Here is a 25163-nt window from a genome sequence, read left to right as displayed (position 1 = left end):
TTTTAGAACATGCTGTCATCAGAGTTGGCAGAAATTTTATGAATAGACAAGTCTGCCCCTCGGAATTCATCTTCTTGACTTAAACGAATCCCCATCGTGGCTTTTAAAGTGCCATAAACAACAAGTCCACCAAGCATGGCTATGCCAATTGCCAACAATGTACCAATTAACTGCGACATCATAGCTACCCCACCTAAGCCACCAAGCCATTTTTGACCAAATACACCAACTGCAAGCCCACCGAATGCACCACATACACCGTGCAAAGGCCATACGCCGAGTACATCATCGACTTTGAGCTTGTTTTGCGTATAGGTGAAGAGTTTAACAAACATAAGTCCTGCAATAGCACCAATGATTAAAGCGCCTATAGGGTGTACAACATCAGAACCTGCACAAATTGCAACAAGACCCGCCAAAGGACCATTATGTAAGAAACCTGGGTCATCTTTTCCAGCAAAGTTAGCTGCTAATGTTCCACCGACCATGGCCATGAGGGAGTTAATTGCTACGAGTCCTGAAATTGCATCTAAACGTTGTGCACTCATAACGTTAAAGCCGAACCAACCTACAATTAATATCCAAGAACCTAAGGCTAGGAAAGGAATAGATGAGGGTGGATGAGCACTGACCCGACCATCCTTTTTATAACGTCCGTGACGTGCTCCAAGTAAAATAACTGCAGCAAGGGCAATCCACCCTCCCATAGCATGTACAACCACAGAACCTGCGAAATCATGGAAACTTGCACCGAAAGTGCTTTGCAACCATTGTTGTAAGCCAAAGTTGCCATTCCAAGCGATACCTTCAAAAAAAGGATAAACCAAAGCTACTAGCAAAACGGTTGCAATGGCTTGAGAACGCATTTTGGCACGTTCAGCAATGCCACCTGAGATGATTGCTGGAATTGCGGCTGCAAAAGTGAGCAGGAAGAAGCAGCGCATTAGGTTATAGCCATGATCCGCTGCTAAAGTATCCCCGATATGGAAAAAGTGATGTCCATAAGAAATGTAATAACCTACAAAAAAGTAGGCAATTGCAGAGAGTGAAAAGTCCGTTAAAATTTTACTTAAGGCATTCACTTGGTTTTTATGTCGAACTGTCCCTAGTTCTAAAAAAGCAAAACCTGCATGCATGGCGAGGACTAAAACTGCACCAAGAAGAAGAAAAAGTAAGTCAATATTTTGCATGTTTAGGTTCCATTTGAGTGCAAAATTTTGCAAAAAGAAGCTCAGTATACTGATGCTTGTCATTTCGTGAAGAGCTAAGCAAAAAGGAAATATTGATTAAGTTTTGCTTAAAAATAATAAGACCCGATATAAAGCATTAATATGCACCATGATGGTGTTCACGCATCTTACTGGTGCGTTTATGAAAATATGATTTAATTGTAAATATATGAAAATATTACACTTATTTATTTTAAATATGTGATTGTATATTTACTGCAAAATTTGGATGCATTTGAGTTGAAAGCAAAAAAATAGTCTGGGAAAAATGTATGGGGTTCAATTTGAACTGCATTTGTTCTATTTTGGAACGCAAATAACAAAAAGTCTGCATTTTGATTGTGCGTGTGTAAAATCAAGCCAAAAGTTTTAGGAATTACATTGAGATTCATTTCTTATTTATAACGATGGAAAATTCACATAACTAAATGTTATTAATTGTAATTTTTGTCATATATGATCATTTCAATTTTAGGGTCGAGATTAAAAAAATAAATAAAAAGCTTAATCGAAAGAGGTATTTTTGTTTTGTCTAAATCCTTACAGCACTGAAACAAAACATGAAAAAATCTGTTTGAAATGTCATTTTTAGTTTTGCTGGAGCCTAGTCAATTCATGGAGGATATTGGATCATTTGAGATCTATTTTTTGATGAAGGAATATGAGATATAAAATAATAGCAGCATTGTTTGGGTTTCCCTGTGTGGTGGGTTGGTCAGCCAGTGAGTTAACATCAGATTGGGGCTATCAAGTAGAAAAAGCACTGGAGTCAGTTGAATCCCCAATATTAAGCATGTGCGGGATATAATCAATCACCTATTAATATAGAACGTGTGATTTCAGCAGAACTCGCAGCACTTCATTTTAACTATAAAACTTCTGCCAGCAATATTGTGCAACTTCCCCATACGGTACAAATCAATTTTCATCAAGGTAGTTATTTAAGTTTAGAGGGCGAACGATTTCAATTATTGCAAATGCATCTCAGCCCCTCAGGAAATATGATCAAAGGGAAAAGCTTTCCCATGGAATTACATTTAGTTCATGCTTCTGAAAAAGGTGAGTTGGCCGTGGTTGCGGTAATGTATGAAGCAGGCAAAAAGAATTTAACACTGGAACGGCTATGGCAACAAAGACAATCAAAGAAAGGGTTAAGTTTGAGAGCGAATGAATTTTTTACCCGCGACACATGGCTACTATCGTTTTAATGGTTCACTTATGACACCACCGTGTACTGAGAGTGTACGTTGAGTGGTCTTAAAAGATATACAACAGGCATCAGCGCAGCAAATCGCAAAATTCGCTGCACTGATAGGGTATCCGAATAACCGTCCTGTTCAAGCCATCAATGCACGTCTGGTTTTAGACTAGAATCTAAATTTAAAAAAAGCAGATCGTTTGACCTGCTTTTTTTTAAGGTGGGATAACACGTCTCTATGCTAGTGCAAGATCTTGTCTAAGAACTGTTGAGCACGATCCCCACGTTTAGTATTAAAGAATTCATCTTTACTACAGTCTTCGACAATTTTACCTTGATCCATAAACAGCACACGATTGGCCACTTGGCGGGCAAAACCCATTTCATGGGTGACACACATCATGGTCATGCCTTCATGTGCCAGTTCGACCATCACATCAAGAACTTCATTAATCATTTCAGGGTCAAGCGCAGATGTCGGCTCATCAAACAGCATGGCAATCGGATCCATACTAAGTGCACGGGCGATAGCGACACGTTGTTGTTGTCCACCTGAAAGTTGTGCTGGAAATTTATGAGCATGTGCACTCAGCCCGACACGTTCTAAATAGCCTAAACCTTTCTTTTTCGCTTCAGTTTCAGAGCGGCCCAATACTTTAATTTGGGCAATGGTCAAATTTTCCGTAATGCTTAAGTGTGGAAACAGTTCAAAGTGCTGAAACACCATACCCACGCGACTACGTAATTTGGTTAAGTCTGTTTTTGGGTCGTTAATAGGAATACCGTCAACTGTGATCTGACCTTGTTGGAAGGCTTCCAGACCATTGACCGTTTTAATCAGGGTTGATTTGCCTGAGCCTGATGGGCCACAGACTACCACTACTTCACCTTGGCAAATTTGTGTTGTGCAATCGGTTAAAACTTGAAAATCGCCATACCATTTACTGACATTTTGGAGGTCAATCATTACTTTTTGGTCGCTCATACGCTTAACCTCCTTTGTAATCGTTTTACTGCATATGTGGCTAACATACTGATGGTGAAATACACCAAGCCTGCAAATAAAATATATTGCGTTAATAGAGACATCAAATCTCCACGCACGTAGTTGGTGCGGAAGAAGTCCAATAAGCCAATGGCGTACACCATGGTTGAGTCTTGGAACAAGATAATGGTTTGTTGTAACAGTAGCGGTGTCATTTTACGAAAGGCTTGTGGCAGGATAATTAAGCGCATAGATTGGCCATAGGTCATCCCTAGGGCATAAGCTGCGGCAGATTGCCCTCTAGGAATGGACTGAATCCCTGCACGGACAATTTCCGAGAAATAAGCCGCTTCAAACAACATGAACGCCACAATACTGGAGACCAGAGCGGTATCAATGGTCAGATAATTTCCCGTGACTGTGGTGTAGATGAACGGTACAGCAAAGTAGAACCACATCAATACCAATAGGAGTGGAATCGAGCGGAATAAATTGACATAACCTTGGGCAATTAAATTCAAGATGCGAATAGAAGACAAACGCATCAGTGCCAACAGTGTGCCAATGAAAATACCGCTAATGGTGGCGATGATGACCACTTTTAAAGTGATGCTTAAACCATGCCATAGGGCAGGTGCAGATAACTGCAAATCATGGGTAAATGCGGTGAGCCATTCCATTATTTAGCTCCTGCAATTAAACCTGGGACACGTAAACGTTTTTCAAGCAGCGTCATTAAGGTAATTAAGCACACGTTGATAACGATGAAAATAAGCGTGACATAGGTATAGATTTCGATGGTGTTTTGCGTATATTCGCTGATGGTTTTCATCTGCGAAATAATCTCTGAGACCCCAACTAAAGAGGCCACTGATGTGTTTTTGACACAGTTGGTCAGCTCTGAACTCAGTGGTGGCAAAATCGTACGGAAGGACTGCGGTAAAATGACATAGCGATATAGTTGTGCAGTACTAAAACCCATGGCATAACCTGCATTGACCTGTCCTGTAGGTAAGGCTTCAATGCCTGTGCGGACTTGCTCGCAGACCCGTGCTGCAGTAAATAGTCCAAGACCGATACTGGCTGAAATGAGCGCAGTTGTACCCGCACTTAAATCATTGATCCACCATGATTTGATTGGCCCTGGTAGGAAGTTTGGAACTACATAGAACCAAATAAACAATTGGATCAAGAGTGGTACATTACGGAAAATGGTGACATAAGCTGTGCCGATGGCACGAGCAGTTTTATTCGGAAGCGTTCGCATAATGCCGAGAATGCTTCCAAGCACCATGGCAATGCTCCAAGCCACAATAGCAATAACAAATAGCCAGCCTAAACCAATCAAAATCCAACTGAGATAGGTGCTATCTCCGACGCCTGTGGATTGCCAAAGGACGCCCCAGTTCCAGCTATAATTCATGACAATCCCCTAAAATAGGTCAGGCAAAGAAACTTTGCCTGAGTGAACATTAATTTCTCGTTTATCTATTACTGATCACGGTCATGTGGGTTTGCAATTAAGGCTTTAAGTTGGTCTGACATAGCAAAATTCAGGTTAATGTTTTTCGGTGGAATTGGCTGTTCAAACCATTTGTTGTACATCTTGTTAATTTCACCCGAACTATAGGTGGCTTTAATGGCATCATCTACGACTTGCTTAAAGCCTGTGTCGCCTTTACGCAACATACAGCCATAGACTTCTTGAATTGGTGCTGTACCGACAATGTGCCAGTTGTTTGGATCTTTGGCTTTTGATTTTTCACCCGCAAGTAAAATATCATCCATCATAAACGCAGCAGCACGACCACTTTGAAGCATCAAGAAAGATTCAGCATGGTCTTTAGCAGAAATGACTTCACCAATCCCGAGTTCTTTTTCATGTTGGCGGATATAGCGCTCAGATGTTGTACCTGCTGTGGTCACAAGCTTTTTGCCTTTTAGGTCAGCAAAATCTTTGATTCCCGAATTTGTCGCAGTGAGTAAGCGCGAGCCCACTTCAAAGAAACCTACCGAAAAGTCTACTTGTTGCTGACGTTCTTTGTTGTTTGTGGTTGAACCACACTCAAGGTCAACAGTACCATTTGAAACCAAAGGAATACGGTTTTGGCTGGTGACTAAGTTATAGCGAACTTTTAAATCAGGCATATTCAGCTTTTGTTTAACAGCTTCAACCACTTTGAGCTGTAAATCATGTGCGTAGCCGACTGGTTGGTTTGGGTTGTCTGCGATATAGGAGAATGGAATGGAAGAATCACGGTAACCTAAAACAATGGTTCCTGATTTTTTAATCTTATCTAAAGTGCCTGACTGTGAAGCATCAGCACCAGTGCTAGCGGCATCTGTTGCAGGGGCTTTGTTATCGCTACATGCACTGAGGCTCAGCGCAAGTGCACTTGCACAAAATAGGGCAGAAAGATTACGTTGCATGGTCATGTACAAACTCCTTTTGTTTGCAGCATCAATTGCATTGTTTTTATTAAAAACGTCAGAATTGGGATAAAGCTTTATTCTGTGCAAAAGATGTTCTTTTTATGGTGTTTTTTTTACAGCTTAGTCTGCATCTTAATCGAGATTGCTTTTACTGCTCAAGTGGGATTTTTAATATTTTGTTAATAATGCATTGAATTAGGGCATAGTTATATTCCTCTGATATTACAAAGGAAATTAAGCATAATGCATGCCATTTTAATATTTTTTTAAATCATATTAGGCGAATGTCTAATAATTCAGCAGCCTCACAACACGCTTTTTATCATCTCACAGTGTGCGGGGATATAATGGGATAAGTAGAGTTTATAAAGATAAATTAAAAAAAGAAGCTTAAATTTTAAAAAGATGCTTTTACCAAGTTGCAAGCAGTATGAGCGAAACACGTATGAAATTTTGATAACGATTACAAGTCACTAAGGCGATTACATGGGATGATTTTAAGTTGAGTAATCGCACTGAGCTAAAGTTTGAAGTTAGAATTTTAGTGAACAAACATATCCATATATTCACGGATTTCAGAAATGGCTGTTTCAATATCGGTCGTCAACCATGTTGGCTCAAATAACCCGATATAATGATCTAAGCGATCTTGAGGTACAACAAGACGTATTGGACATTCTTCTTCGAGTAAACGCCAAGGAATAATCGGCGTTTCATTGTCTAAAAAGGCTTGCACATTTCGAATATCAATGATCATGGCATTGATACATTCAGGAAACGGCATCACAGAAAATTCTTCAGTGCGACGACGGAAAAACTCTAAATCGCCCCATTTGAGAATGTAACTTGGCTTAGAAAATTCAATTATACCAATGAGGTGTTGATCGCGAGTGAAATGCACATGACATTGGTGCGTAACATCAGTGTCTAAATCAAGCGTTACACTTTGTTGACGATATGCCATAAAGTCCAAAACAGCTAAAACAAGGTGCGTGATTATAGCGCAAATTGAGCCCAAGAAGACCTTTAGACAGACTCTTTTTGCCCATGCTTTATAGAAATGCCATTTTCTTGGTTTTGAAAGCTTAAAAAGTTATACGTCTATAGTTTTTAAATGCTTGTAAAACAAATATTTAATAGTTTGAGATTTGTTTGTTTACTATCTCACTATGCTTTGAAACACAATGCTACACAAGCACTTGTTAGTATAAAAATTCGACAACTTGATAATAGAAATGCGGGGGAGCTATGACACATGATTTCAGTAAACCGCCCCATGTTCAAACGCCAGAGGAGCGGCAAAAGAAAAAACGCGTGCCAGTGTATATGCTGGCGTTGGTTGGCATCTTTTTCATTGCATTATTACTTTATATGTTTGCAGATCGTCAGCCGAATAAGGCTGATGCACCACCAGGACATCCTAATGCAACGACAGCAGTTGCAAGCTCAAATAATACTGCCACAACGACCACGAGTGATGAAGCTGTAGCAACAGATAGCAATACCGCAACAGCAACAGACCGTTAAAGGTGGTGAAAACCCTTGTGCATCAACAGGGGTTTTCTTTAAGAATCATTACAAAAAATAAAATCCATTTCTCATTGATACATTGGCTAAGACTACTCTAGAGAACTCAATTGAATGTTGACGGTGTACTTGGCAAAGATCTAGACATAACAAGAGGGAGAACAAGATGAATGATTATGTAGGGCATCAAAGTCGATTTGATGCGATGTATTATTGGGATCAGTTTCATCCTATTCTGTCTGCAATCGCAATTCTGATCATTGGTTGGATTATTGCCTTGCTCATTGCAGGTGCTGTGAAAAAGGTCTTAACTAAACTGGGCACCAATCAAAAACTATCGAGTGCCACAGGGCATCGTTCAAATATTGAAAATATTGTTTCCCGTGTTGTGTTTTGGCTGATTTTGATTATTGCGGTGATTGGCGCACTCAATGTGCTTAATCTCACCAGTGTGAGTGGGCCATTTAGCAATATGGTTCAGCAATTCCTATTGTTTATCCCTCAGTTGCTGGCTGCTATTGCGGTCGGTTTTATTGGCTGGATTGTGGCCAATCTGGTCAAAGTGGGTTTACAAAAAGGATTGGATCGCACCCAGTTAGATGAAAAGCTCAGTCAAGATGTCGGTGTGAGCACGCTCAGTCAAAACATCAGTGAAATTGTTTATTGGTTAATTCTCTTGCTGTTTTTGCCTATTGTACTGTCGATACTCGGTCTCACAGGGCTGCTTTTCCCTATCCAAAATATGGTCAATGAAGCCGTATTGTATCTGCCGAATATCTTTATTGCGGGTGTGATTATTTTTGCGGGTTATATTCTAGCAAAAATTATACGTGGCATTATTGAGGGCTTATTGCGAAGTTTAGATGTGCAGCAGCAGGTTGAAAAAATTGGGTTATTTAAAAACTCAGATTTGGTCAAAGTGCTCGGATCTTTTGTTTTTGCAATCGTCATTATCACGGCTCTGATTATCGCCTTTGAAGCTTTAGGGATTGATGCCATTTCTCAACCTGCAACCGCCATGTTGTATGAAATCATGAATGCTATTCCGCATATTATTGCGGCGGCATTGATTTTAATTTTGGCCTATGTGGTGTCGCGTTTTGTCGCAAGCCTTGTGGTGGAAGTCTTGTCGGGAACAGGTGTAGATGATATTCCAAGCAAAGTTGGCTTACAACGTTTCTTAGGGAACACCAAAGCATCTTGCGTTGTGGGTTACTTCATCGTGTTCTTTACCATGTTATTTGCAGTTTCTGAAGCAGCAAATCGACTCGGCTTTGAGCAGATCAGTGGTTTGATTGCGATGTTTATCCAGTTTGGTGCAAACATCCTGTTGGGTGCAGTCATTCTGGGCGTGGGCTTCTGGCTGGCGAACTTGGTTGCACAGGTGATTGAACGTGGTGAATACAATAGTTCTCGTTGGGTGGCGAACATTGTTCGTGTCTTGATTATTGGCTTAGTGTTGGCAATGGGCTTGCGTGCCATGGGTATCGCAGATTCGATCGTAAACTTAGCCTTTGGTTTAACGCTTGGCGCAGTTGCGATTGCTTTTGCACTGGCTTTTGGTCTGGGTGGTCGTCAACCTGCGGAACGGGTTTTGACCGACTTGTTAGATAAAGCCAAAAAAGAAGGTACGCAACCGAATCCACTGTATCAGGTCAAAGCTGATAGCACGCAGTCCGCACAAGGCAAAGAAGAGCATGCTTCACTGAAAGAGCAAATGGATGCACCAACAGTTGCAGAAGAATATCAACATGCTGATGATATTCCGACCACCGCAGAAGTTGATCCTGCGCATAAACCTTTAAATAAACCTTTTGGCTCAACGGGTGAAGCTGAGCAAGATATTGATGTTCACCCCAAAGATCCAGACTAAGTCAATTATACTAAACACCAACCGCTGATGGCGGTTGGTGTTTTTTTATTGGAGTAAACGATGTCAAAAAAAGCCCCAAATAAATATTTTGCGCCCATTATTATTGCAGGCATTACCGTTGGATTTTTCGTGAGTGCTTATAAGTTTGTCTTTGCGAAGCCGAAAGCAGAAGCTAAGCAATCCACAGCGTCAGAGATGCTTCCTGCGCAATCTTCTGAGCGAGTAGTGACTGAAAAGGATGATGAAAAATAATACAAAAGTATATAGTGTTGAATGGCATTTAATTTGGTATGTTTAATGCATGTGAAATATGGATATTTCATAAATTAGAAATACTTAGATGCCTATACTTTGAAATATGAATTGATGAATATTTCACAATTTATTTTGATAAATTGTACATACACAAGGAAAAACCAATGATGAAAATATTAAAAAAGACATTGATGTTGCGCCGTACCGTGACTGAACTTAGTCATGTGCAAATTGCGATTGCGAAAATGGACTTAGTGCTTGCTCGTCAGCAGAAGCAAAAGCAGTGCGTACTGCTACGCACTGATTATTTAGAATAATTTATCGTTTAAGCAGATGGCTTAGACATATTCTGATGCGGCATGTGCAGATGACCATGCCCATTGGAAGTTGAAACCACCCAAATGTCCTGTGACATCCAGTATTTCGCCAACAAAGTACAAGCCTTTTTGCTTTTTACTTTCCATGGTTTTCGAGGACACTTCCGTAGTATCTACACCGCCTAAAGTGACCTCAGCGGTACGGTAGCCTTCGGTTCCTGATGGTTTGACTTCAAACGCATGTAAGCGCGTTGCAATGTGCTCCAGTTTTTCATCTGACAGTTGGCCAATCGCTGTTTCAGCCAATTCAGGCCAAATCAGGTTTTGTAGTTCAACCACTACACTTTTCGGGAAATGTTCACCCATTAACGTGCGAAGTAGGGCTTTGGGTTGACTGTGTTTCTTGGCCTTTAAGTAGTCGTGCACATCTGCACTTGGTAGGAAGTCAATTTTAAAACTTTGCCCTACATCCCAATAATTTGACAGCTGTAGCGAACTTGGCCCACTGAGCCCACGATGCGTAAATAAAAGGGCTTCGGTGAAAGCGTTTAAGTCATTTGATAAAGTCGCATCGACTGCGTTGCCACTTAAGCGTGTGGTTACTTCTTTAAAGCTATCTGAAAAGGTAAAAGGTACTAAACCTGCACGAGTTGGATAAACATGGTGACCAAATTGTTTGGCAATTTCATAGCCAATCCCTGAACCCCCTAAGGTCGGAATAGATAAACCACCCGATGCAATGACTACAGATTCGGTTTCAAAATACCCCAGTGTCGTAGCAATTTGAAAACCTTGCTGATCAAGTGCAGTGATGGCTTTCACTTCACAGTTGGTTTTAATCTCGACCAAACCTGTTTTTTCACACTCGCTCAACAGCATGGCTAAAATTTCTTTGGCACCTTTTGTAGTGAACAGCTGACCGTGTTTACGCTCTTCATATTCAATCCCGTACTCACAGACCATGCCTATAAAGTCCCAATTGGTATAGCGAGTGAGGGCTGAAATCACAAAGTGTGGATTATGTGAAATAAAGTTGCTTGGTTCGACATAGAGATTGGTAAAGTTACATTTACCCCCACCTGACATGAGAATTTTTTTGCCAACTTTATTGGCTTTTTCTACCACCACCACTTTACGTCCGCGTTGAGCTGCCATATAGGCTGTCATTAAGCCAGATGCACCTGCACCTAAAACTAAGACATCATATTGATTTGTGGACATGACACACTCACGGGAGAATAAAGCAGGGCATTATAGACCATCTTTTTTGCTTTTTCAGGACTATCTAAAGCGCGGCTAAACGACCTTGCAGTCCACCTGAATGAATCACTAAAATACGATGGTCTCGTGGAAATGTACCTTGTTGAATTAAATCGCTTAAGCCCAACAGCATTTTGCCTGTGTAAATTTGTTCCAGTGGAATGTCATATTGCTGCTCAAAGTCTTGAATAAATTGCAGGAGTTCAGCCGTGGTTTTGGCATAACCGCCACAGCAATATTGATCGGTAATTTGCCAATTCCGTTTTGGGGTGAACTGCTCGACTTCGGTACTCAAAAAAACACCTTTGAGTGCGGAGAAGCCCAAAACTTGCTGCTGCGAATGACTGGCTTCAATCAGACCCGCAATGGTGCCACCTGTACCCACAGCACAGCAAATCAGATCGAAATTTTGTCGATCCGCATCAGAGAGAATTTCTGTACAGCCTTGAATAGCAAGGGGATTGGTGCCCCCTTCAGGAATCACATAATAATCAGGATAATCTTGTTGTAACTGTGCTAAGTAGGCTGGGCTTTGCTTTTGCCGATAGGCTTCTCGCGTTACAAATTGCAACTGCATGCCGAATTGCTGTGCTGTACTTAAAGTTGCATTCAAAGCTTTACTAGCTAGCTCTTCACCTCGAATAATGCCCAGACTCTCAAAACCCAATAACTGCGCTGCATAGGCTGTCGCGGCAATATGATTGGAATAGGCACCACCAAAAGTCAGCAGTTTTTTATAGCCTTGTTGCTGTGCCACTAACAGGTTGTATTTCAGTTTTAAAAATTTATTGCCTGAAATGTATGGATGGACCAGGTCTAAACGTTTGATGCTGATATTGATTCCGCCAACACTGATGTGCTGATAGGGAATGGACTGTGCAATCTGTTCAAACATAGGACTTTAATCAATCAGGTTGAGTGCTTAGTGTAAGTGAAAAGTCGTGGTTTCTGCACAGAATTAACGCTGTGCAGATTGGGTATCGACCGAACTAATTACGGACATGCCTGGACGTAGGTTTTCAATTCCTGTCTGATTCGGATCAATTGCAATCCGTACTGCAATACGTTGTACCACTTTGGTAAAGTTGCCTGTCGCATTATCTGCTTTAAGCACACTGAACTCTGAGCCCGCCGCTGGGGAAATTTGCTCGACATGACCTGTAAATTTCTGATGATTGAGGGCATCCACCGTGAACCATGCTTTTTGTCCAATTTTCATATTGGCAATTTGAGTTTCTTTAAAGTTAGCCGTGACCCAAGTTTGCTGTGGAATCAGATAGAGCAACTGTGTGCCTGCGGCTACATATTGTCCCACACGTGGATTGACTTCACCCAGTTGTCCATCCATCGGGGCGATAATACTGCTGTAATTTTTGGTGGTTTTGGCTTGATCCAGTTGTGCAGCGGCATTGGTCACTTGTGCTTTGAGTCCTGTTTCAGCCACTTGTGCAGTTTTGAGGGCTTCTTTCGCCACTAGGACATTGGCCTGTGCTTGTTGCAGTAAGGCTAAATTATTTTGGGTATCGGCAAAGGCTTTGTCTTGTTCTGATTTAGACGCTGCGCCAGAGTCGCCTAACTGTTGAAAGCGATGCTGTTGTGTCAATGACAGTTGGTATGCTGCTCGCGCTTGTTCCACTTTGGCTTCTGCCGCGACAATATCGGCTTTACGCTGTGCAATATTTTGGCTTTGATTGGAGAGGTTATTTTGGGCTTGATCGACGCCTGCTTCAGCCTGTGTGACTTTTTGGTCATAGGTGGTGGCATCAATATGCATCAACACCTGTCCTTTTTTGACGTGATCAAAATCACTGACCAGCACATCTTTGACATAGCCATTAATTTGCGAAGAAAGCACTGTAGTTTTGCCTTTGACATAGCTATTGTCTGTTGACTCAATATCGCTATCAAATGGCCCAATTTTCCATGCCCACAAGATGATGCCGATCCCGATGATGAGTACTAAAAACATCAAAATCAAGGTACGTTTCGCTGTTGGAATTAATTTACTTGAAGGCGGCGTAATCGGTGTTTCTGCTGCCACGGGCTGTTCAGGCTGAGCGGTATTTTCAGTCGTTGCAGTTGTTTCAGCGGGAGCTACGGGTTTTTGATCATCAGACATAACAATTTCTCAAATAAATAGGGAGCAGTGGCATTAGGCAGGACCGATTTTCGCTTGTTGCCGCAGTTGATATTGATTCCGTGCAATCAGGAATGTCCCCCATAGCAACAGCAGCATGGCCACGATGCCATTGAAGCTAATCACGTCGTTATAGGCTCGTACTTGGGCTTCTCGAGTTACCACTTGATTGAGATTTTTTAAGGCTTGTTGTTGCTCTAACCGCTGATCGAGCGTGTAACTATGTGAACTTTGTTGATAGGTTAAAAGGCGCTGTGCAATCAATGGATTGGTTTCGGGGAGTTGTTGAATCATTTCAGCACGATAGTTCTGGGTTCGGACTTGTTGATAGGTGGAGTAAAACGATGAACCGACTAAGCCACCAAATGTTTGAGTCGCTGAAAATAAAACAATGAACGTGACAATATGGGTAGGGCCTTTTTGCATGGCACTTAAGATACCCGTGATTAAGAGTGGACCAATAAATACACCACTGGCAAAGCCTACCAAAAACTGACTGCCGTAGAAGTTGGAAGGGCGAATATCGCTGGTGAGGTGAAAATCTAGCCCACAAGCAATTAATACCAAAGCTTCTGCTAACAGTAGGTGCCAAATAATCCGTTCACGTGAAAAAGTGATGGCACTAAATAAGGTTCCAGACACAATGCCTAAAAAGATCACCACATAGAGCGGGACAAATTGATCGGGGCCCATGCCCATCGTTTTGAGAAAACTCACGGCAGCATAACTTTGCTCCGACATTAAGAAGCGAATTGCAAAGGCACCGATAATAAAACGAAGCGTGGATGATGTTCCTAGCCAACGCGTCATAATCAGTGGATTGACCCGATAATGCTCGTAGACTAAACCAATCACAATTAGGCTGAACCCTGCAATGAGTAAATAGGCCAACCATTTCACTTCAAACCACCACAAGATTGGCCCTTGGGTCAGCACGATACACAAAAAGGCAAAACCAGGTGCAAGCAGGGCAAAGGTGAAGAAGTCCTGTTTTTCAAAAACAGCAATTCTTAAACTGCGTGGTAACTTCAGCGACACCACCATGGCGAAACAGCACAGGGCTAAACCAATTTCAAAGGTATATAGGACATTCCAGTTATTGACATCAATAAGATAGGGAGAAATGATCCATGCTAAGGGAATACCAAGCTGTTGGAAGCCTAAAGCTAAATAGATACTGCGACCAAAATTTTCTCGCTTAAAAGCCTGCATAATGTAATACATGCCTAAAGAGCTGAGCGGTGCTGCAACCATGCCGCTAATAAAACGCACCAGTACAGCCATTTCAAAGGTATGTACAAAGACGTGTAAAACTAAAACTACAATAAAAATCAGTAGGCCTATTTCAGAAAATAGACGCAGACCGTATTGTTGGCGGGCTTTAAACAGAATCAGATTCGCACTGACATTGGCCATGACATAAGCTGCAGGAATCCATGCCACCTCAGAGGGTGTGAGTCCATATTCACCCTGAATTAAGGGTAAATTTGCGGTAATAAAACCGTTACTGAGACTTGCAGACAGTGCGACAAATAAGCCAATAAAAAAATATATGAATCGCTTAGGTGTGGAGTGCGCGATCACGGCAGGAGAGCCGGGCAGGGTTGGTTTTTCTTCGGCTGTCCAGTTTGGCGCAGGTTCGAGTAAACGCGGTGGCTGTGTCATGAGTGGTGACCTTTATGCCCGAATACCGTTGAGTAAGAGCTCAATCGCACGTTGTGCAAGTTGTTGTTGCTCTAGATTGGTCAGCCCTTGAAATGAAGTCCTTAAAATTGCCGTAATCATGGCGTAATCTTGGGTAGTCAAATCGGGGCGACATACGCCGTGTCGAATGGCTTGATCAATCAAAGGCTGTAAAATGGCATCACGGCGTGCGTAAATATCGACCATGACGGGATCATCACGATCAATCACCCGCCAATATTCCATCAGTGCAGTTAAATAGGGCAAGTTATAAACATGGTTTTCAATTAAACGAATAAAACCATCTTCATACTGAGAAAACGCTGCCGCACGAACAGCGAGACGTTCCAAAGCTTGTTCCATGAGTGCAATCACCAAGGCACGACGGTCATCAAAATTACGATAAAACGTCGCCCGCCCGACATTGGCTGTATCAATGATCATTTGTAAGGGAGCATTGATTCCGTGTGTACGAAAAACCTGAACCGCAGCTTCCAGCAATTCCTCACGGTTTTGTGCAGCACGCTGTTGACGACTGGTCATGGTGATTATTTCATTTGATTGGGGGAGTGCTATTATTTAACGGACAAAAGTGTCCGTTGTAAATATTTAATCCTGTAAGATTTTGTAAATCAGGTTGTCTTTTTCTAATTTAATCTAATTTCGATAAGAAATAGGCGACTCGGAAACGTCATCTGCAATCTGCATGGTGTAAATAAGATAATGTTTTATTCGCTATATTTGAATAAATACAAGGAATGAACAGGTTTTGCAGATCACAATGGTTTTGCCTACTTTTATCGAAACAAAAGTAGGGCGAGCCACAGGCTGATGAAGAAATTGAATAAAACAAGATAAGACTCCGACAAGATGGTTTCTTCAATACGTCGGATAAATATTTAAATCGAATTTTGGTTAGCTTAAATCATTTATATTATTGTTTTATAAATGAATGATTGATATTTATTATAAATAAAAAAATACGTACAGAACCCTCATTTGGCTAGATAAAAGTTGTAACAAAGTCGATAGGATTGGAAAAATAAAAGTGCTATGCTGAAAGCACAATAATGATAAATGAGGGGATATGATGAAAACCTTATCTACCCTAGTATTGGTTTTATTGCTCACTCAGCTAACTGCATGTGATGCAAAAAAGGATTTGAATCAGCCTAGAACTGAGGCTCGTACCATGATTATTGGCGGTGTTCCTGTGCATGATCGTGACTATAAACTTCCATCACAAGAAATGGCTTTTAATCAGAAAACGCCTAGACAGGCTGATGCCTACGAAGATGTAAAATAGGGAGGCATATTGTCAGTACATGGTGGTGCAAGGTGCGATGTGCAGTATAAAAGATGCATTGTGCTACGTCAGATTTGTGAAAATATGAAGTAGACGTCTTACTTCCTGCAAACGTTTGTTGAATTAAAGCCTTACAAACGTATAAAAGGCCTTGTACTCGCCCAATATGCCCAAACTGTTGTGGCTCAAATTGGTTAGATCAGTTCGATTTGCCAATTTGAAGCTTGAATCTCTAAGTTATTTTGCCTGAGTTGTTGGCTAATTGCATCGGCTTGTTTTTGCAAGTCTGCAACCGTAATGGTTTTAACCCAGCGAATTTCACTGGAACTATAACGACCATTTTCACGTCGTGAACTGTCGATGGCCTGTTGGATAATACGATGCTGTTGAGTGAGCAAATCACGTGTGTTTAAAACACTGAGCATGGATTGGCCTGTGCTGGTTTTAGCTTGAGCATTGGTCGCATGAATTTTTTCAATCAGATGATGTAACTCTGTATTTACACTAAAGGCCTCACCCATCAGCGCATTGGGGTCTTCACTCAGTTCATCGCCTTCTTGGATCAAAACATTATTGTTGATCCGTTGCTGTAAAGAGGCGAGCTTGGTTTGTAAATCACTACGCAATAAAAGTGCTTCGGCGAGTTTCATAGTTTTATTTTTAAAATTTTAGATGAATCTTATACTGCATCTGTGCGATCAAAGCTTCAAATGAGTTTTGTAATTCGAAGAAGTGACATTTTGCTTAAAAGTGATAAGAGCACAGAAGCGTGCTCTTATCGCTATATATTAAAAACTTAGTGGAACACTGTTTCTAAAGCTTTTAAACCCACTTTTGGATCAAGTAGACCATTGTAAATTTCAGGGATTTCACGTTCCACCCCAAAGAATTCATAAATGGCAAGCATCGCTCCACGAACTGAATATTCCACAGTAAAGACCACGTCATCTTCAATTTCCACAAACTGTCCAAGGAAAGCAAAGTTTTGTGAGCCTTGCGGAATCACTTGTGGACGATCCCCCGGTTTACGGCAGGCAAACAGGGCAGAGGCATATGGCATCATGGCGGTAGTAACATCAGTCGTTGCCAAAACATGATCTAAAATGTCCTCAAAACCGAGTTGTTTAATCAGCTCTGTTAGAATTTCTTGCCCCGTGGCTTCGGACATTGGTTTTTTGATGTAATCGCCTATATGGTCAATTTGGAAACCGTAGCCCCATAAGGTATATAAACCTTCAGGTAAGTCGGCAAAGTGTGGCTGTGCAGGAACCACGATGGATAAATGCCAACCCGACTCGTACCAAGTCATCAATGCGCCTGTGCCCGGTTCATTGCCTGTATAGTCAATAATACGTTTAAGTAGAACATCATCTTTCATGGTCAGAGTAAATGACTCCCATTTATGTTCATCAACATTGCCATAAAAAGTCATGGGACGGCCAAAGTCTGGGGCTTTTTGTGCCAGCGTTTCCCAAAGCGTCCAGCCATGATCTTCTCGATTACGAATGAGGGCAGGTACGTCATGATTACCACCATAACGCGAGTCTGCGGTAATAGAGCCTAAAGTGAAAATGGCTAAATCATTGGCTTTTAGATTAATTTGCTCTGTGCCTTCAGGCAATTGTACATATAGGCGCGAGGCATGGCGCTCTTGAGTTTCAGCATTGGTAATGAAGTCCGCATCTGTAACATAGTGTCCAAAACGCACATCGACACCTTGTGCGACTAGCCAACGCTGTAAGGGCAGAATCATTGAATCATATTGGTTGTACTTGGTGCGTTTCACACCTGCTAAAGTATGAATACGCGGTAGTTCTTGAATAAAACGTAAGAAATAGCGTCTTAATTCTGCTGCGCTGTGCCATTTTTGAAAAGCGAAAGTTGTGCGCCACATGCGCCAGAAATTGGTTTCAAAAAAGGCCTCATCAAAAAACTCATCTATGCGGCGGCTGCCAATTTTTTCTTCTTTTGAAGCCAATAAGCGTAGCATTTGTGCACGATGTAGCGTATTCAGCCCAAGTTTTGCAGCATCTGCAATGACATGTTCGGCATCAATTAAACGCGCATTGGCATGGGTTTTCACTTTTTCATTAAACTCACGACACTCTTCACGTACCGAAATGTCTGGATTTTCCAAAGATGGAATACTGGAAAATAAATCCCACAGGCATAGATACGTTTCATCAGTGAGCATCCGTCCGCCACGTGTCACCCAAGCTTGTGCGGCATGCGGGGTATGTCCACCGTCCATCGAGCCACCTGAAATATCGAGTTCTTCTAAAATATGGATATTTTTGGCAGGGACTTTGGCATCACGGATTGCAAATGCAGCAGCAGCCATACCTGCGATACCACCACCAATAATCCAAAGATGGGACTGTTGCGCGTCTAATGGGGTGCGCTTCTTATTTTGCATGGTTCACCTTTAATTATGATGTTAAAAATTATGAAGTAAAAAAATTGGTTTAGAAAAACCTTAAAAATAGTATGTCTTTTTATATATGAAAAATGTATGAAATGGGAAGCAATCCACTCATTATATTTTGTAATCAAAAATATGTAGATAATGGTTATTTTTAATACACATTTGTCTTTTTATTAAAATTGAATATGATCTAAATAATTGATGTTATTATTTTTTATGGAGTAATTGCTCTATTGTTGTTTTTACGATTGCCTATGCCTAAATTTCTTTAGAAATAGGCTTTTTATTGATCATTAAAAGATATAATTGAATGGCGTAAAGCCTATACATTGAAATATAAACGTGAAAAATAATTGATAAAGTGAATATCGTAACAACCTTGTTTAGCGTAAAATCGTTGCTGATCAAATTCTCTCAACTTAGAGGTCACTCTTGGAATCATTATTGATTTTAGGCTCTATTACTTTGGCATTAATGTTAGGTGCTATTAGTCCTGGTCCAACATTTATTTATGTCGCCAAAAATTCAATTGCGATTTCACGTAAACATGGTTTATTTACTGCTTTAGGTACAGGCACAGGCGCTGCATTGTTTGGTTTGCTTGCAGTCATGGGGTTACAAGCAATTTTGTTGGCTGTACCGTCCGCTTATATTGCTTTGAAAGTTTTTGGCGGTTTGTACTTACTTTGGCTGGCGTATAAAATCATTAAACATGCTAAAGAACCGATGGAAGCTGTAAATGGTTCTGTAAAGACGATGAGTTATGTACAGGCTTTTCGGTTGGGGCTGATTACTCAGCTCAGTAATCCTAAAATTGCCATTATTCTTGCCAGTATTTTTACTGCACTTTTACCCAAAGAAATTCCAACTTATTTCTATGTGGTATTGCCGATGCTGTGCTTTTTTATTGATGCAGGTTGGTATTCGCTTGTGGCGGTTGCCTTGTCTGCGGAAAAGCCACGTCGTGTATATTTAAAGTTTAAGAAAGTATTTGATCGTGTTGCTGGGGCTGTGATGACGGGATTGGGTTTAAAACTTATTTTTGGAATGAAGTAACTGTTTGAGCTCAGGCTCACCCTCTCCAAAAATGAGAGGGTTTTTTATATTTCATCAATCCTTAAAATGCACAGGAATCCATTGATAGCTTTTACCATCTGCTGAATAAATATGCCCAATGCCGGGGAATGGCAAGTGTGGTGCTGCAATGGTTTGCCCGCCTTTCGCATATTCTGCAAATTGCTTTAAGCGGGTTTGTATTGCTTTTTTCGGGTCGATATCATAATCAATTGCCGTTGTAGGTTTATCAAATTGCACGGTATGTGAGTGCACAATGTCACCAATAAAGACCATCGTTTCATCTTTGGTTTTTAACTCATAGCTAAAATGTCCGGGTGTATGCCCCGCGGTATTAATCACTTTAAAGCCCTGAATTTGATCGCCCAATTGATACGTTTTGAAGCGTTGTTTGGCTTGATAGGGTGCAATGGCTTGTTTAATTTTTTCAACAGTTCCTAAGTAGCCTGCTTGTTTTTCTTTCGGGAGTTGGCTGACTTGTTTCGGGTTTAGCCAATAGTTCGCTTCATCATTGGAAACGTAAACGGTTGCATTAGGAAAATTGGCAACGCCATCTTTACTGATACCACAGACATGGTCGGGATGTAGATGTGTGAGTAGAATGGTATCAACTTGCTCAGGTTGATAGCCTGATGCTTTTAGGTTCGTTAGAACTGAACCTAAGTGTGCACCGAAGCAGCTGGCTGCACCGCTATCTACTAATACTAGAGATTTTCCTGTATTGACGAGGAACGCATTGATAGAGGTTTGTACGCCTTTCTCTTGATCTGCATAGTATTTCTTTAAAATCTCGTGAACTTGTTGTTGTGGAATGTCTTTAAACAAGCTTGGTGACATAAAGTTTGTACCATCTAGCAGGGCTGTGATTTGTACGTCATCTGCTTGATATTGGTAGTAGCCTGCAACCTGTGGATTGGTTTTGGTTGGCTCGACAGGAGTGATGGCTTGAGTTAATGGTGCTGTTAATAAGCTTAATGTAACGAAGATTGGTTTTAGGTTTTTCATATGATTCTTATAAATTTAAAATAGTGATTATTTTTAACATGAATAGATCACGTGTAAAAGTATAATTTTTTTTCGGAATTAAATAAAATTTCCTGTATTAAAAATATTTCAATTGGCTCATTGGGAAATAAATCTTGATTTTTCAGAAAAATACTAAGTTCTTTTTCGTTTATTTGCTTTTTAAATTCTGTAGAAAATATAAGTTTATCTTTTGAATCAAGCATAAGCTCTGTTAAAAATTGTTTTCCTTCAAATTTATGTAAATCTAAAGACTCAAAGATTTCAATGGAATTTTCATTACATAATGTCCCAACATAAATATATGAAGTTTTTTTATATTCTTCTTTTAGTATAAAAAAAGTATATGGTTCTTTATCATCACCTTTTGTTAAATCAAAAAAATGTGAAAATATAATTCCTGATTTTTTTAGTCTATATTTTTTGCTAGTAATATAAAAAACACCCGTAACTAAACCTTGCCAAATTTTTTGATAAATTTCTTTTGATCGTTCTAATCTATTTTTTGTATTTTTTAACTTCTCTTCTCTAGTATTTATAAAATCTGTAGAGATATCATTTGGACTTTGATTATTTAAAGATTTAAGTTCGTTAAAAATATTTTCAAAAACTTTGAGTTCAGACTCCAAATTTCGGATATTTTCATATAACATTCTGAGGTATTGGTAATTGAGTAATTTGTTGTTATACAAAATTCCTGCATTATCTAACTCATTAAATAAATCCCGATCATGATCTCTACAATATCCAAAAAATGAACAAGAAAATTTGGTTGATTTTTGCTTAAAATTATATTTATATGGGTTTTCTTTTAAATCTAGATCTAAAACATCTATAATAATTTTATCGTTAATTTTATTTCCTAAAAAATTATCTAATTTATTTTTTGAAATTACATGAGAATTAATACTCTTTGCATTACAACCATTATGCTGGCATTTTTTATCATTATTTTTTTGATTATTGATGATTTTGCTTATGACTTCTCTTGCATGAGTATTCATTTTCTTTGTCGGTGAATCATAAATTATTTTACGTATAAGATTAGCTAAGTTTGGATTTTCAGCGCCAACTTCATTTAATAATAATTCGACATCTAAGAAGCTTAAATTGTTTTCTTGATTGTCCATGATCTGCTCCTAATCAGGGTTTTATTTATAATTTAAGCTCTTTAAATAATAATAGAACATTAAATTCGATTACTTATATCTAATGTTAATTCAATTTACACCCAATAAAAAGCCCCTACAAAGTAGAGGCTTTTTCTCATCTCAGATCTAAATCTTAAGACACTTTATCACCAGCTTTAGCACCAGATTCAGGTGAGATCACCCAAACACCTTCACCATTACCTGCGGCAAGTACCATACCGTTAGAAATACCAAAACGCATCTTACGTGGCGCAAGGTTAGCCACTATCACCACTAATTTGCCTTTTAAGTCTTCTGGCTGATAAAACTCACGAATACCACTAAACACATTACGTGGTTCAGCTTCACCTACATTTAAAGTTAATTGAAGTAATTTATCAGAACCTTCTACTGTTGCAGCTTCTAAAACTTCAGCTACACGTAGGTCAACTTTCATAAAGTCTTCAATACCAATAATTTCAGCTTCACCCACTTTAGGCTCAGGCTTAGTCGAAGCTTTCTTCTCTTTTTTCTTTTCCACTTTTGGCGCTTCTGTCGCAGCAGCTAAAGAGTCTTTAGATGCATCAACCATGGCTGCAACCGCTTTCGGGTCTACACGTTGCATTAACGGTTGGAACAATGCAATTTCATGATCGACCAATGCCGTTTGAGCAGAAGCAAAGTCAAAGCAGTCTAGTTTTAAGAACTCTTGTACTTGAGCCGCTAAAGTTGGAAGTACAGGCGCAAGGTACACAGCCAATTGACGGAATAGGTTAATCCCCACCGAACAAACATCGTGTACTTGCTGTTCTTCGCCTTCAACTTTGGCTAAAGCCCAAGGTTTTTTCTCATCAATATATTGGTTAGCTTTGTCTGCAAGTGCCATGATTTCACGAATCGCAGCAGAGAACTCACGTGCTTCATAGGCTTTCGCAATTGAGTCGCCCGCATCAATAAAGCTTTGAACCAATTCAGGCTCTGCACAAGTTACACTTAACTTATTATCAAACTTGGTGTTGATGAATTTTGCACAACGGCTGGCAATATTTACCACTTTACCGACTAAGTCAGAGTTTACTTTCTGAACGAAATCATCCAAGTTCAAATCAGAGTCTTCAACTTTATCAGACAGTTTAGACGCGAAATAGTAGCGTAAGTACTCAGGGTTTAAGTGCTCTAAATACGTTTCAGCTTTGATGAATGTCCCGCGAGACTTCGACATCTTCTGACCGTTTACAGTCAAGAAACCATTGACGAATAAACCTGATGGCGTACGGTAGTTTGCACCTTCAAGCATTGCAGGCCAGAACAGCGCATGGAAGTAAACAATGTCTTTACCAATGAAGTGATAGACTTCTTTGTCAGAGTCTTTCTTCCAAAAGTCGTCAAAACTTAAATCAGGACGTTTAGTCTTGATGTAGTTTTCAAAACTCGACATATAACCAATCGGCGCATCGACCCAAACATAGAAATATTTGTTCGGCGCATCTGGAATTTCAAAACCGAAATACGGTGCATCACGTGAAATATCCCAGTCTGATAAACCAGCTTCAAACCATTCATCCAGTTTATTGGCAATCGAAACTGGTAAGCGACCTTGGTCACGCGTCCATTTTTGTAAATATTCTGAGAAATTCGGCAGTTTAAAGAAGTAATGATCTGAAGATTTCTCTACAGGCGTTGCACCACTCAAAGTCGATTTTGGGTTTAAAAGCTCAGTCGCGTTGTATGTTGTACCGCAGACTTCACACGCATCGCCATATTGATCTTCCGACTTACATTTTGGGCATGTGCCTTTAATGAAACGGTCAGACAGGAACATGCCTTTTTCAGGATCAAACAGCTGATTGACAGGACGGATGGCAATATTGCCTGCTTCACGGTTCTTAATATAAATCTCGGAAGAGCGTGCTTTGTTTTCATCACTATTGGTCGAATCATAATGATCGAAATGTACACCGAAACCGTCAAAGTCACGAATGTGCTCTTTTTGTACGTTGGCAATTTGATCTTCAGGTGAAATACCATTTGCTTCGGCACGTAGCATGATGGCTGTACCGTGAGCATCATCCGCACATACATAAGTCACATCGTGTCCCATTGCACGCATGGCACGAACCCAAATATCTGCTTGGATATAACCGAGTAAGTGTCCCATATGGATGGGGCCATTGGCGTATGGTAGGGCGTTAGTGACTAAAATATTACGCACGGATATGACTCTCTCATTCGTATTTTATATAAGGTCAACGATTTTACCTTAGATAGCCGCGACTTGCACAAGTGAATCGGTGAAAAGTTTTCAAATGAGGCTAAAGCTTGTATGAGTTGATCGCTAGATTGAGCAGCAATCATTAATTTGAGCAAGACAGTGAAAAAATAATCGGAAATATATGGTTTAAAACGGCATAAAATAGTTTATTCATCTTTTCATGAAAGATTAGATCTCTTGCGAAAGTAAGAAGTGGTTTATACTGAACAGATGAGATATGAAAATTTAACACGATTTAATGATAAGGAATTCAAACGATTAGTTGGAGTTCCACGTCCTTTATTTGTCCAAATGGTTACTATTCTGCAAGAAGCAGAAAGAGCAAAGAAAAAATCTGGTCGTCCACACACATTAACGATTGAAGACCAATTATTATTAACTTTTAATCACTTACGCTCATATAGCACTCAAATTGAGTTAGCAGCAGCTTATGATATTGCAGAAAGTAATGTAAACCGAACGATTCATAAAGTCGAAACGGCACTCATGCGATCACGTCAATTTTCACTACCTAAAAGAGATCCCAAAATAAAAGAGCTTGATTTCGTGATTGTAGATGTGACTGAATCACAGATAGAGCGTCCTAAAAAAACAAGTAAATTACTATAGCGGTAAAAAGAAAAAACATACGCTTAAAACACAAGTTATTTTTAGTCCAAACCTGAATCAAATCATCAGTATTCAAGTTGCTACTGGACGCAGACATGATTTAACGATAGCAAGAAAATATGCTAAAGAGTTTGTAAATTTTAAGTGTATTATGGCTGATTTAGCCTATAAGGGCTTTAAAGAAATAAAGAGTAAGCTGCTAATAGCCATAAAGAAACCTAAAAATATGGAGTTATCGAAAGAAGCGAAAAGCATCAATAGAGAGATCAATCGTCGTAGAATAACAATTGAGCATATCAATTCAAAACTTAAAGTTTTCCGTATTCTTAGTGAACGTTATCGAAATCGAAGGAAACGATTTGGTTTAAGGATGAATTTAATTGCTGGACTGATCAACTGGATGATTCAAAATTAACTTTCGCAAGAG

General features: G+C 40.0%; 23 protein-coding genes and 1 pseudogene. 8 read left to right on the top strand and 16 right to left on the bottom strand.

Features of this window, described 5'->3' with window-relative positions:
* Positions 1 to 2: 2 nt before the first annotated feature.
* Complete coding sequence (locus tag ACZ8ZH_RS12940) at positions 3 to 1190, bottom strand: ammonium transporter (RefSeq protein ID WP_086208548.1); 1188 nt, start codon at positions 1188 to 1190, stop codon at positions 3 to 5.
* 700 nt (positions 1191 to 1890) lie between these two features.
* Here ACZ8ZH_RS12940 and ACZ8ZH_RS12935 point away from each other — a divergent pair.
* Positions 1891 to 2600: pseudogene (locus ACZ8ZH_RS12935) on the top strand (carbonic anhydrase).
* Between the two features lie 68 nt (positions 2601 to 2668).
* On the opposite strand, the gene ACZ8ZH_RS12930 reads toward ACZ8ZH_RS12935, so the two are convergent.
* From ACZ8ZH_RS12930 to ACZ8ZH_RS12910, 5 genes are all read right to left on the bottom strand, one after another.
* Positions 2669 to 3394 carry an amino acid ABC transporter ATP-binding protein gene (locus tag ACZ8ZH_RS12930; protein WP_171264431.1) on the bottom strand — a complete coding sequence of 242 codons (726 nt, stop codon included), beginning with the start codon at positions 3392 to 3394 and terminating at the stop codon, positions 2669 to 2671.
* 14 nt (positions 3395 to 3408) lie between these two features.
* On the bottom strand, positions 3409 to 4092 hold the full coding sequence (locus ACZ8ZH_RS12925) for an ABC transporter permease subunit (RefSeq protein ID WP_470247749.1): 684 nt from the start codon (positions 4090 to 4092) through the stop codon (positions 3409 to 3411).
* The gene (locus ACZ8ZH_RS12920; RefSeq protein ID WP_086208544.1) at positions 4092 to 4835 is read right to left on the bottom strand and encodes an amino acid ABC transporter permease; all 744 of its coding nucleotides are present in this window, start codon (positions 4833 to 4835) and stop codon (positions 4092 to 4094) included. Before ACZ8ZH_RS12920 ends, ACZ8ZH_RS12925 begins: the two co-directional genes overlap by 1 nt.
* A 68-nt stretch (positions 4836 to 4903) precedes the next feature.
* On the bottom strand, positions 4904 to 5848 hold the full coding sequence (locus ACZ8ZH_RS12915) for a transporter substrate-binding domain-containing protein (RefSeq protein WP_086208543.1): 945 nt from the start codon (positions 5846 to 5848) through the stop codon (positions 4904 to 4906).
* A 538-nt stretch (positions 5849 to 6386) separates the two neighbouring features.
* Positions 6387 to 6809, bottom strand: coding sequence for a hypothetical protein (locus tag ACZ8ZH_RS12910; protein WP_086208542.1), 423 nt, complete (start codon positions 6807 to 6809; stop codon positions 6387 to 6389).
* Between the two features lie 284 nt (positions 6810 to 7093).
* Here ACZ8ZH_RS12910 and ACZ8ZH_RS12905 point away from each other — a divergent pair, with 284 nt between their 5' ends.
* From ACZ8ZH_RS12905 to ACZ8ZH_RS12890, 4 genes are all read left to right on the top strand, one after another.
* Positions 7094 to 7372, top strand: a complete 279-nt coding sequence (locus ACZ8ZH_RS12905; RefSeq protein WP_086208541.1) for a hypothetical protein — start codon at positions 7094 to 7096, stop codon at positions 7370 to 7372.
* Positions 7373 to 7538: 166 nt separating this feature from the next.
* Positions 7539 to 9245: a mechanosensitive ion channel gene (locus ACZ8ZH_RS12900; RefSeq protein ID WP_470247748.1), complete on the top strand. Its 1707-nt coding sequence runs from the start codon at positions 7539 to 7541 to the stop codon at positions 9243 to 9245.
* A 60-nt stretch (positions 9246 to 9305) separates the two neighbouring features.
* A complete protein-coding gene (locus ACZ8ZH_RS12895; protein ID WP_086208539.1) occupies positions 9306 to 9497 on the top strand; it encodes a hypothetical protein in 192 nt (63 codons plus the stop codon).
* Between the two features lie 167 nt (positions 9498 to 9664).
* Positions 9665 to 9817: a hypothetical protein gene (locus tag ACZ8ZH_RS12890; protein ID WP_162900297.1), complete on the top strand. Its 153-nt coding sequence runs from the start codon at positions 9665 to 9667 to the stop codon at positions 9815 to 9817.
* A gap of 21 nt (positions 9818 to 9838) precedes the next feature.
* On the opposite strand, the gene ACZ8ZH_RS12885 is transcribed toward ACZ8ZH_RS12890, so the two are convergent.
* From ACZ8ZH_RS12885 to ACZ8ZH_RS12865, 5 genes are all read right to left on the bottom strand, one after another.
* Positions 9839 to 11038, bottom strand: coding sequence for a BaiN/RdsA family NAD(P)/FAD-dependent oxidoreductase (locus ACZ8ZH_RS12885; protein ID WP_119064413.1), 1200 nt, complete (start codon positions 11036 to 11038; stop codon positions 9839 to 9841).
* 64 nt (positions 11039 to 11102) lie between these two features.
* Positions 11103 to 11972: a 1-aminocyclopropane-1-carboxylate deaminase/D-cysteine desulfhydrase gene (locus tag ACZ8ZH_RS12880; protein ID WP_119064414.1), complete on the bottom strand. Its 870-nt coding sequence runs from the start codon at positions 11970 to 11972 to the stop codon at positions 11103 to 11105.
* A 63-nt stretch (positions 11973 to 12035) separates the two neighbouring features.
* A complete protein-coding gene (locus tag ACZ8ZH_RS12875) occupies positions 12036 to 13196 on the bottom strand; it encodes an HlyD family secretion protein (RefSeq protein WP_119064416.1) in 1161 nt (386 codons plus the stop codon).
* Positions 13197 to 13229: 33 nt separating this feature from the next.
* A complete protein-coding gene (locus tag ACZ8ZH_RS12870; RefSeq protein WP_119064418.1) occupies positions 13230 to 14879 on the bottom strand; it encodes an MFS transporter in 1650 nt (549 codons plus the stop codon).
* A 12-nt stretch (positions 14880 to 14891) separates the two neighbouring features.
* Positions 14892 to 15440 (bottom strand): TetR/AcrR family transcriptional regulator, encoded by a 549-nt coding sequence (locus tag ACZ8ZH_RS12865; protein WP_119064420.1) that lies wholly within the window; start codon positions 15438 to 15440, stop codon positions 14892 to 14894.
* 547 nt (positions 15441 to 15987) lie between these two features.
* Between ACZ8ZH_RS12865 and ACZ8ZH_RS12860 the strand changes: the two genes are divergently transcribed.
* Positions 15988 to 16203 (top strand): NF038215 family lipoprotein, encoded by a 216-nt coding sequence (locus ACZ8ZH_RS12860; protein WP_086208888.1) that lies wholly within the window; start codon positions 15988 to 15990, stop codon positions 16201 to 16203.
* A 194-nt stretch (positions 16204 to 16397) separates the two neighbouring features.
* Here the strand turns inward: ACZ8ZH_RS12860 and ACZ8ZH_RS12855 are convergent, their stop codons facing one another.
* A complete protein-coding gene (locus tag ACZ8ZH_RS12855; RefSeq protein WP_086208533.1) occupies positions 16398 to 16853 on the bottom strand; it encodes a DIP1984 family protein in 456 nt (151 codons plus the stop codon).
* Between the two features lie 146 nt (positions 16854 to 16999).
* On the bottom strand, positions 17000 to 18619 hold the full coding sequence (locus tag ACZ8ZH_RS12850) for an oleate hydratase (RefSeq protein WP_086208532.1): 1620 nt from the start codon (positions 18617 to 18619) through the stop codon (positions 17000 to 17002).
* Between the two features lie 441 nt (positions 18620 to 19060).
* On the opposite strand from ACZ8ZH_RS12850, the gene ACZ8ZH_RS12845 reads away from it, so the two are divergent.
* Positions 19061 to 19684 carry a LysE family translocator gene (locus ACZ8ZH_RS12845; protein ID WP_086208531.1) on the top strand — a complete coding sequence of 208 codons (624 nt, stop codon included), beginning with the start codon at positions 19061 to 19063 and terminating at the stop codon, positions 19682 to 19684.
* A 54-nt stretch (positions 19685 to 19738) separates the two neighbouring features.
* Here the strand turns inward: ACZ8ZH_RS12845 and ACZ8ZH_RS12840 are convergent, their stop codons facing one another.
* The 3 genes from ACZ8ZH_RS12840 to metG form a co-directional block, all read right to left on the bottom strand.
* Positions 19739 to 20707, bottom strand: coding sequence for an MBL fold metallo-hydrolase (locus tag ACZ8ZH_RS12840; RefSeq protein WP_086208530.1), 969 nt, complete (start codon positions 20705 to 20707; stop codon positions 19739 to 19741).
* A gap of 47 nt (positions 20708 to 20754) precedes the next feature.
* Complete coding sequence (locus ACZ8ZH_RS12835) at positions 20755 to 21855, bottom strand: hypothetical protein (protein ID WP_086208529.1); 1101 nt, start codon at positions 21853 to 21855, stop codon at positions 20755 to 20757.
* 154 nt (positions 21856 to 22009) lie between these two features.
* Positions 22010 to 24067, bottom strand: a complete 2058-nt coding sequence (gene metG / locus ACZ8ZH_RS12830; RefSeq protein WP_119064422.1) for a methionine--tRNA ligase — start codon at positions 24065 to 24067, stop codon at positions 22010 to 22012.
* Positions 24068 to 24337: 270 nt separating this feature from the next.
* Between metG and ACZ8ZH_RS12825 the strand changes: the two genes are divergently transcribed.
* A protein-coding gene (locus tag ACZ8ZH_RS12825; RefSeq protein WP_119065103.1) for an IS5 family transposase occupies positions 24338 to 25151 on the top strand; the annotation gives its coding sequence in 2 pieces (ribosomal slippage) (positions 24338 to 24727 and positions 24729 to 25151; 813 coding nt in all).
* Positions 25152 to 25163: the final 12 nt, after the last annotated feature.

This window comes from Acinetobacter sp. SW-226 (genome assembly GCF_055632855.1).
Note: the sequence above shows the minus strand (reverse complement) of the source record. Positions and strands in the feature narration are given on the sequence as shown.

What these genes read in the sequence shown, in the direction of transcription:
- ACZ8ZH_RS12940 (WP_086208548.1), bottom strand. Translation starts at nt 1,190, where the DNA reads ATGCAAAATATTGACTTACTTTTTCTTCTTCTTGGTGCAGTTTTAGTC.
- ACZ8ZH_RS12930 (WP_171264431.1), bottom strand. Translation starts at nt 3,394, where the DNA reads ATGATTGACCTCCAAAATGTCAGTAAATGGTATGGCGATTTTCAAGTT.
- ACZ8ZH_RS12925 (WP_470247749.1), bottom strand. Translation starts at nt 4,092, where the DNA reads ATGGAATGGCTCACCGCATTTACCCATGATTTGCAGTTATCTGCACCT.
- ACZ8ZH_RS12920 (WP_086208544.1), bottom strand. Translation starts at nt 4,835, where the DNA reads ATGAATTATAGCTGGAACTGGGGCGTCCTTTGGCAATCCACAGGCGTC.
- ACZ8ZH_RS12915 (WP_086208543.1), bottom strand. Translation starts at nt 5,848, where the DNA reads ATGACCATGCAACGTAATCTTTCTGCCCTATTTTGTGCAAGTGCACTT.
- ACZ8ZH_RS12910 (WP_086208542.1), bottom strand. Translation starts at nt 6,809, where the DNA reads ATGGCATATCGTCAACAAAGTGTAACGCTTGATTTAGACACTGATGTT.
- ACZ8ZH_RS12905 (WP_086208541.1), top strand. Translation starts at nt 7,094, where the DNA reads ATGACACATGATTTCAGTAAACCGCCCCATGTTCAAACGCCAGAGGAG.
- ACZ8ZH_RS12900 (WP_470247748.1), top strand. Translation starts at nt 7,539, where the DNA reads ATGAATGATTATGTAGGGCATCAAAGTCGATTTGATGCGATGTATTAT.
- ACZ8ZH_RS12895 (WP_086208539.1), top strand. Translation starts at nt 9,306, where the DNA reads ATGTCAAAAAAAGCCCCAAATAAATATTTTGCGCCCATTATTATTGCA.
- ACZ8ZH_RS12890 (WP_162900297.1), top strand. Translation starts at nt 9,665, where the DNA reads ATGATGAAAATATTAAAAAAGACATTGATGTTGCGCCGTACCGTGACT.
- ACZ8ZH_RS12885 (WP_119064413.1), bottom strand. Translation starts at nt 11,038, where the DNA reads ATGTCCACAAATCAATATGATGTCTTAGTTTTAGGTGCAGGTGCATCT.
- ACZ8ZH_RS12880 (WP_119064414.1), bottom strand. Translation starts at nt 11,972, where the DNA reads ATGTTTGAACAGATTGCACAGTCCATTCCCTATCAGCACATCAGTGTT.
- ACZ8ZH_RS12875 (WP_119064416.1), bottom strand. Translation starts at nt 13,196, where the DNA reads ATGTCTGATGATCAAAAACCCGTAGCTCCCGCTGAAACAACTGCAACG.
- ACZ8ZH_RS12870 (WP_119064418.1), bottom strand. Translation starts at nt 14,879, where the DNA reads ATGACACAGCCACCGCGTTTACTCGAACCTGCGCCAAACTGGACAGCC.
- ACZ8ZH_RS12865 (WP_119064420.1), bottom strand. Translation starts at nt 15,440, where the DNA reads ATGACCAGTCGTCAACAGCGTGCTGCACAAAACCGTGAGGAATTGCTG.
- ACZ8ZH_RS12860 (WP_086208888.1), top strand. Translation starts at nt 15,988, where the DNA reads ATGAAAACCTTATCTACCCTAGTATTGGTTTTATTGCTCACTCAGCTA.
- ACZ8ZH_RS12855 (WP_086208533.1), bottom strand. Translation starts at nt 16,853, where the DNA reads ATGAAACTCGCCGAAGCACTTTTATTGCGTAGTGATTTACAAACCAAG.
- ACZ8ZH_RS12850 (WP_086208532.1), bottom strand. Translation starts at nt 18,619, where the DNA reads ATGCAAAATAAGAAGCGCACCCCATTAGACGCGCAACAGTCCCATCTT.
- ACZ8ZH_RS12840 (WP_086208530.1), bottom strand. Translation starts at nt 20,707, where the DNA reads ATGAAAAACCTAAAACCAATCTTCGTTACATTAAGCTTATTAACAGCA.
- ACZ8ZH_RS12835 (WP_086208529.1), bottom strand. Translation starts at nt 21,855, where the DNA reads ATGGACAATCAAGAAAACAATTTAAGCTTCTTAGATGTCGAATTATTA.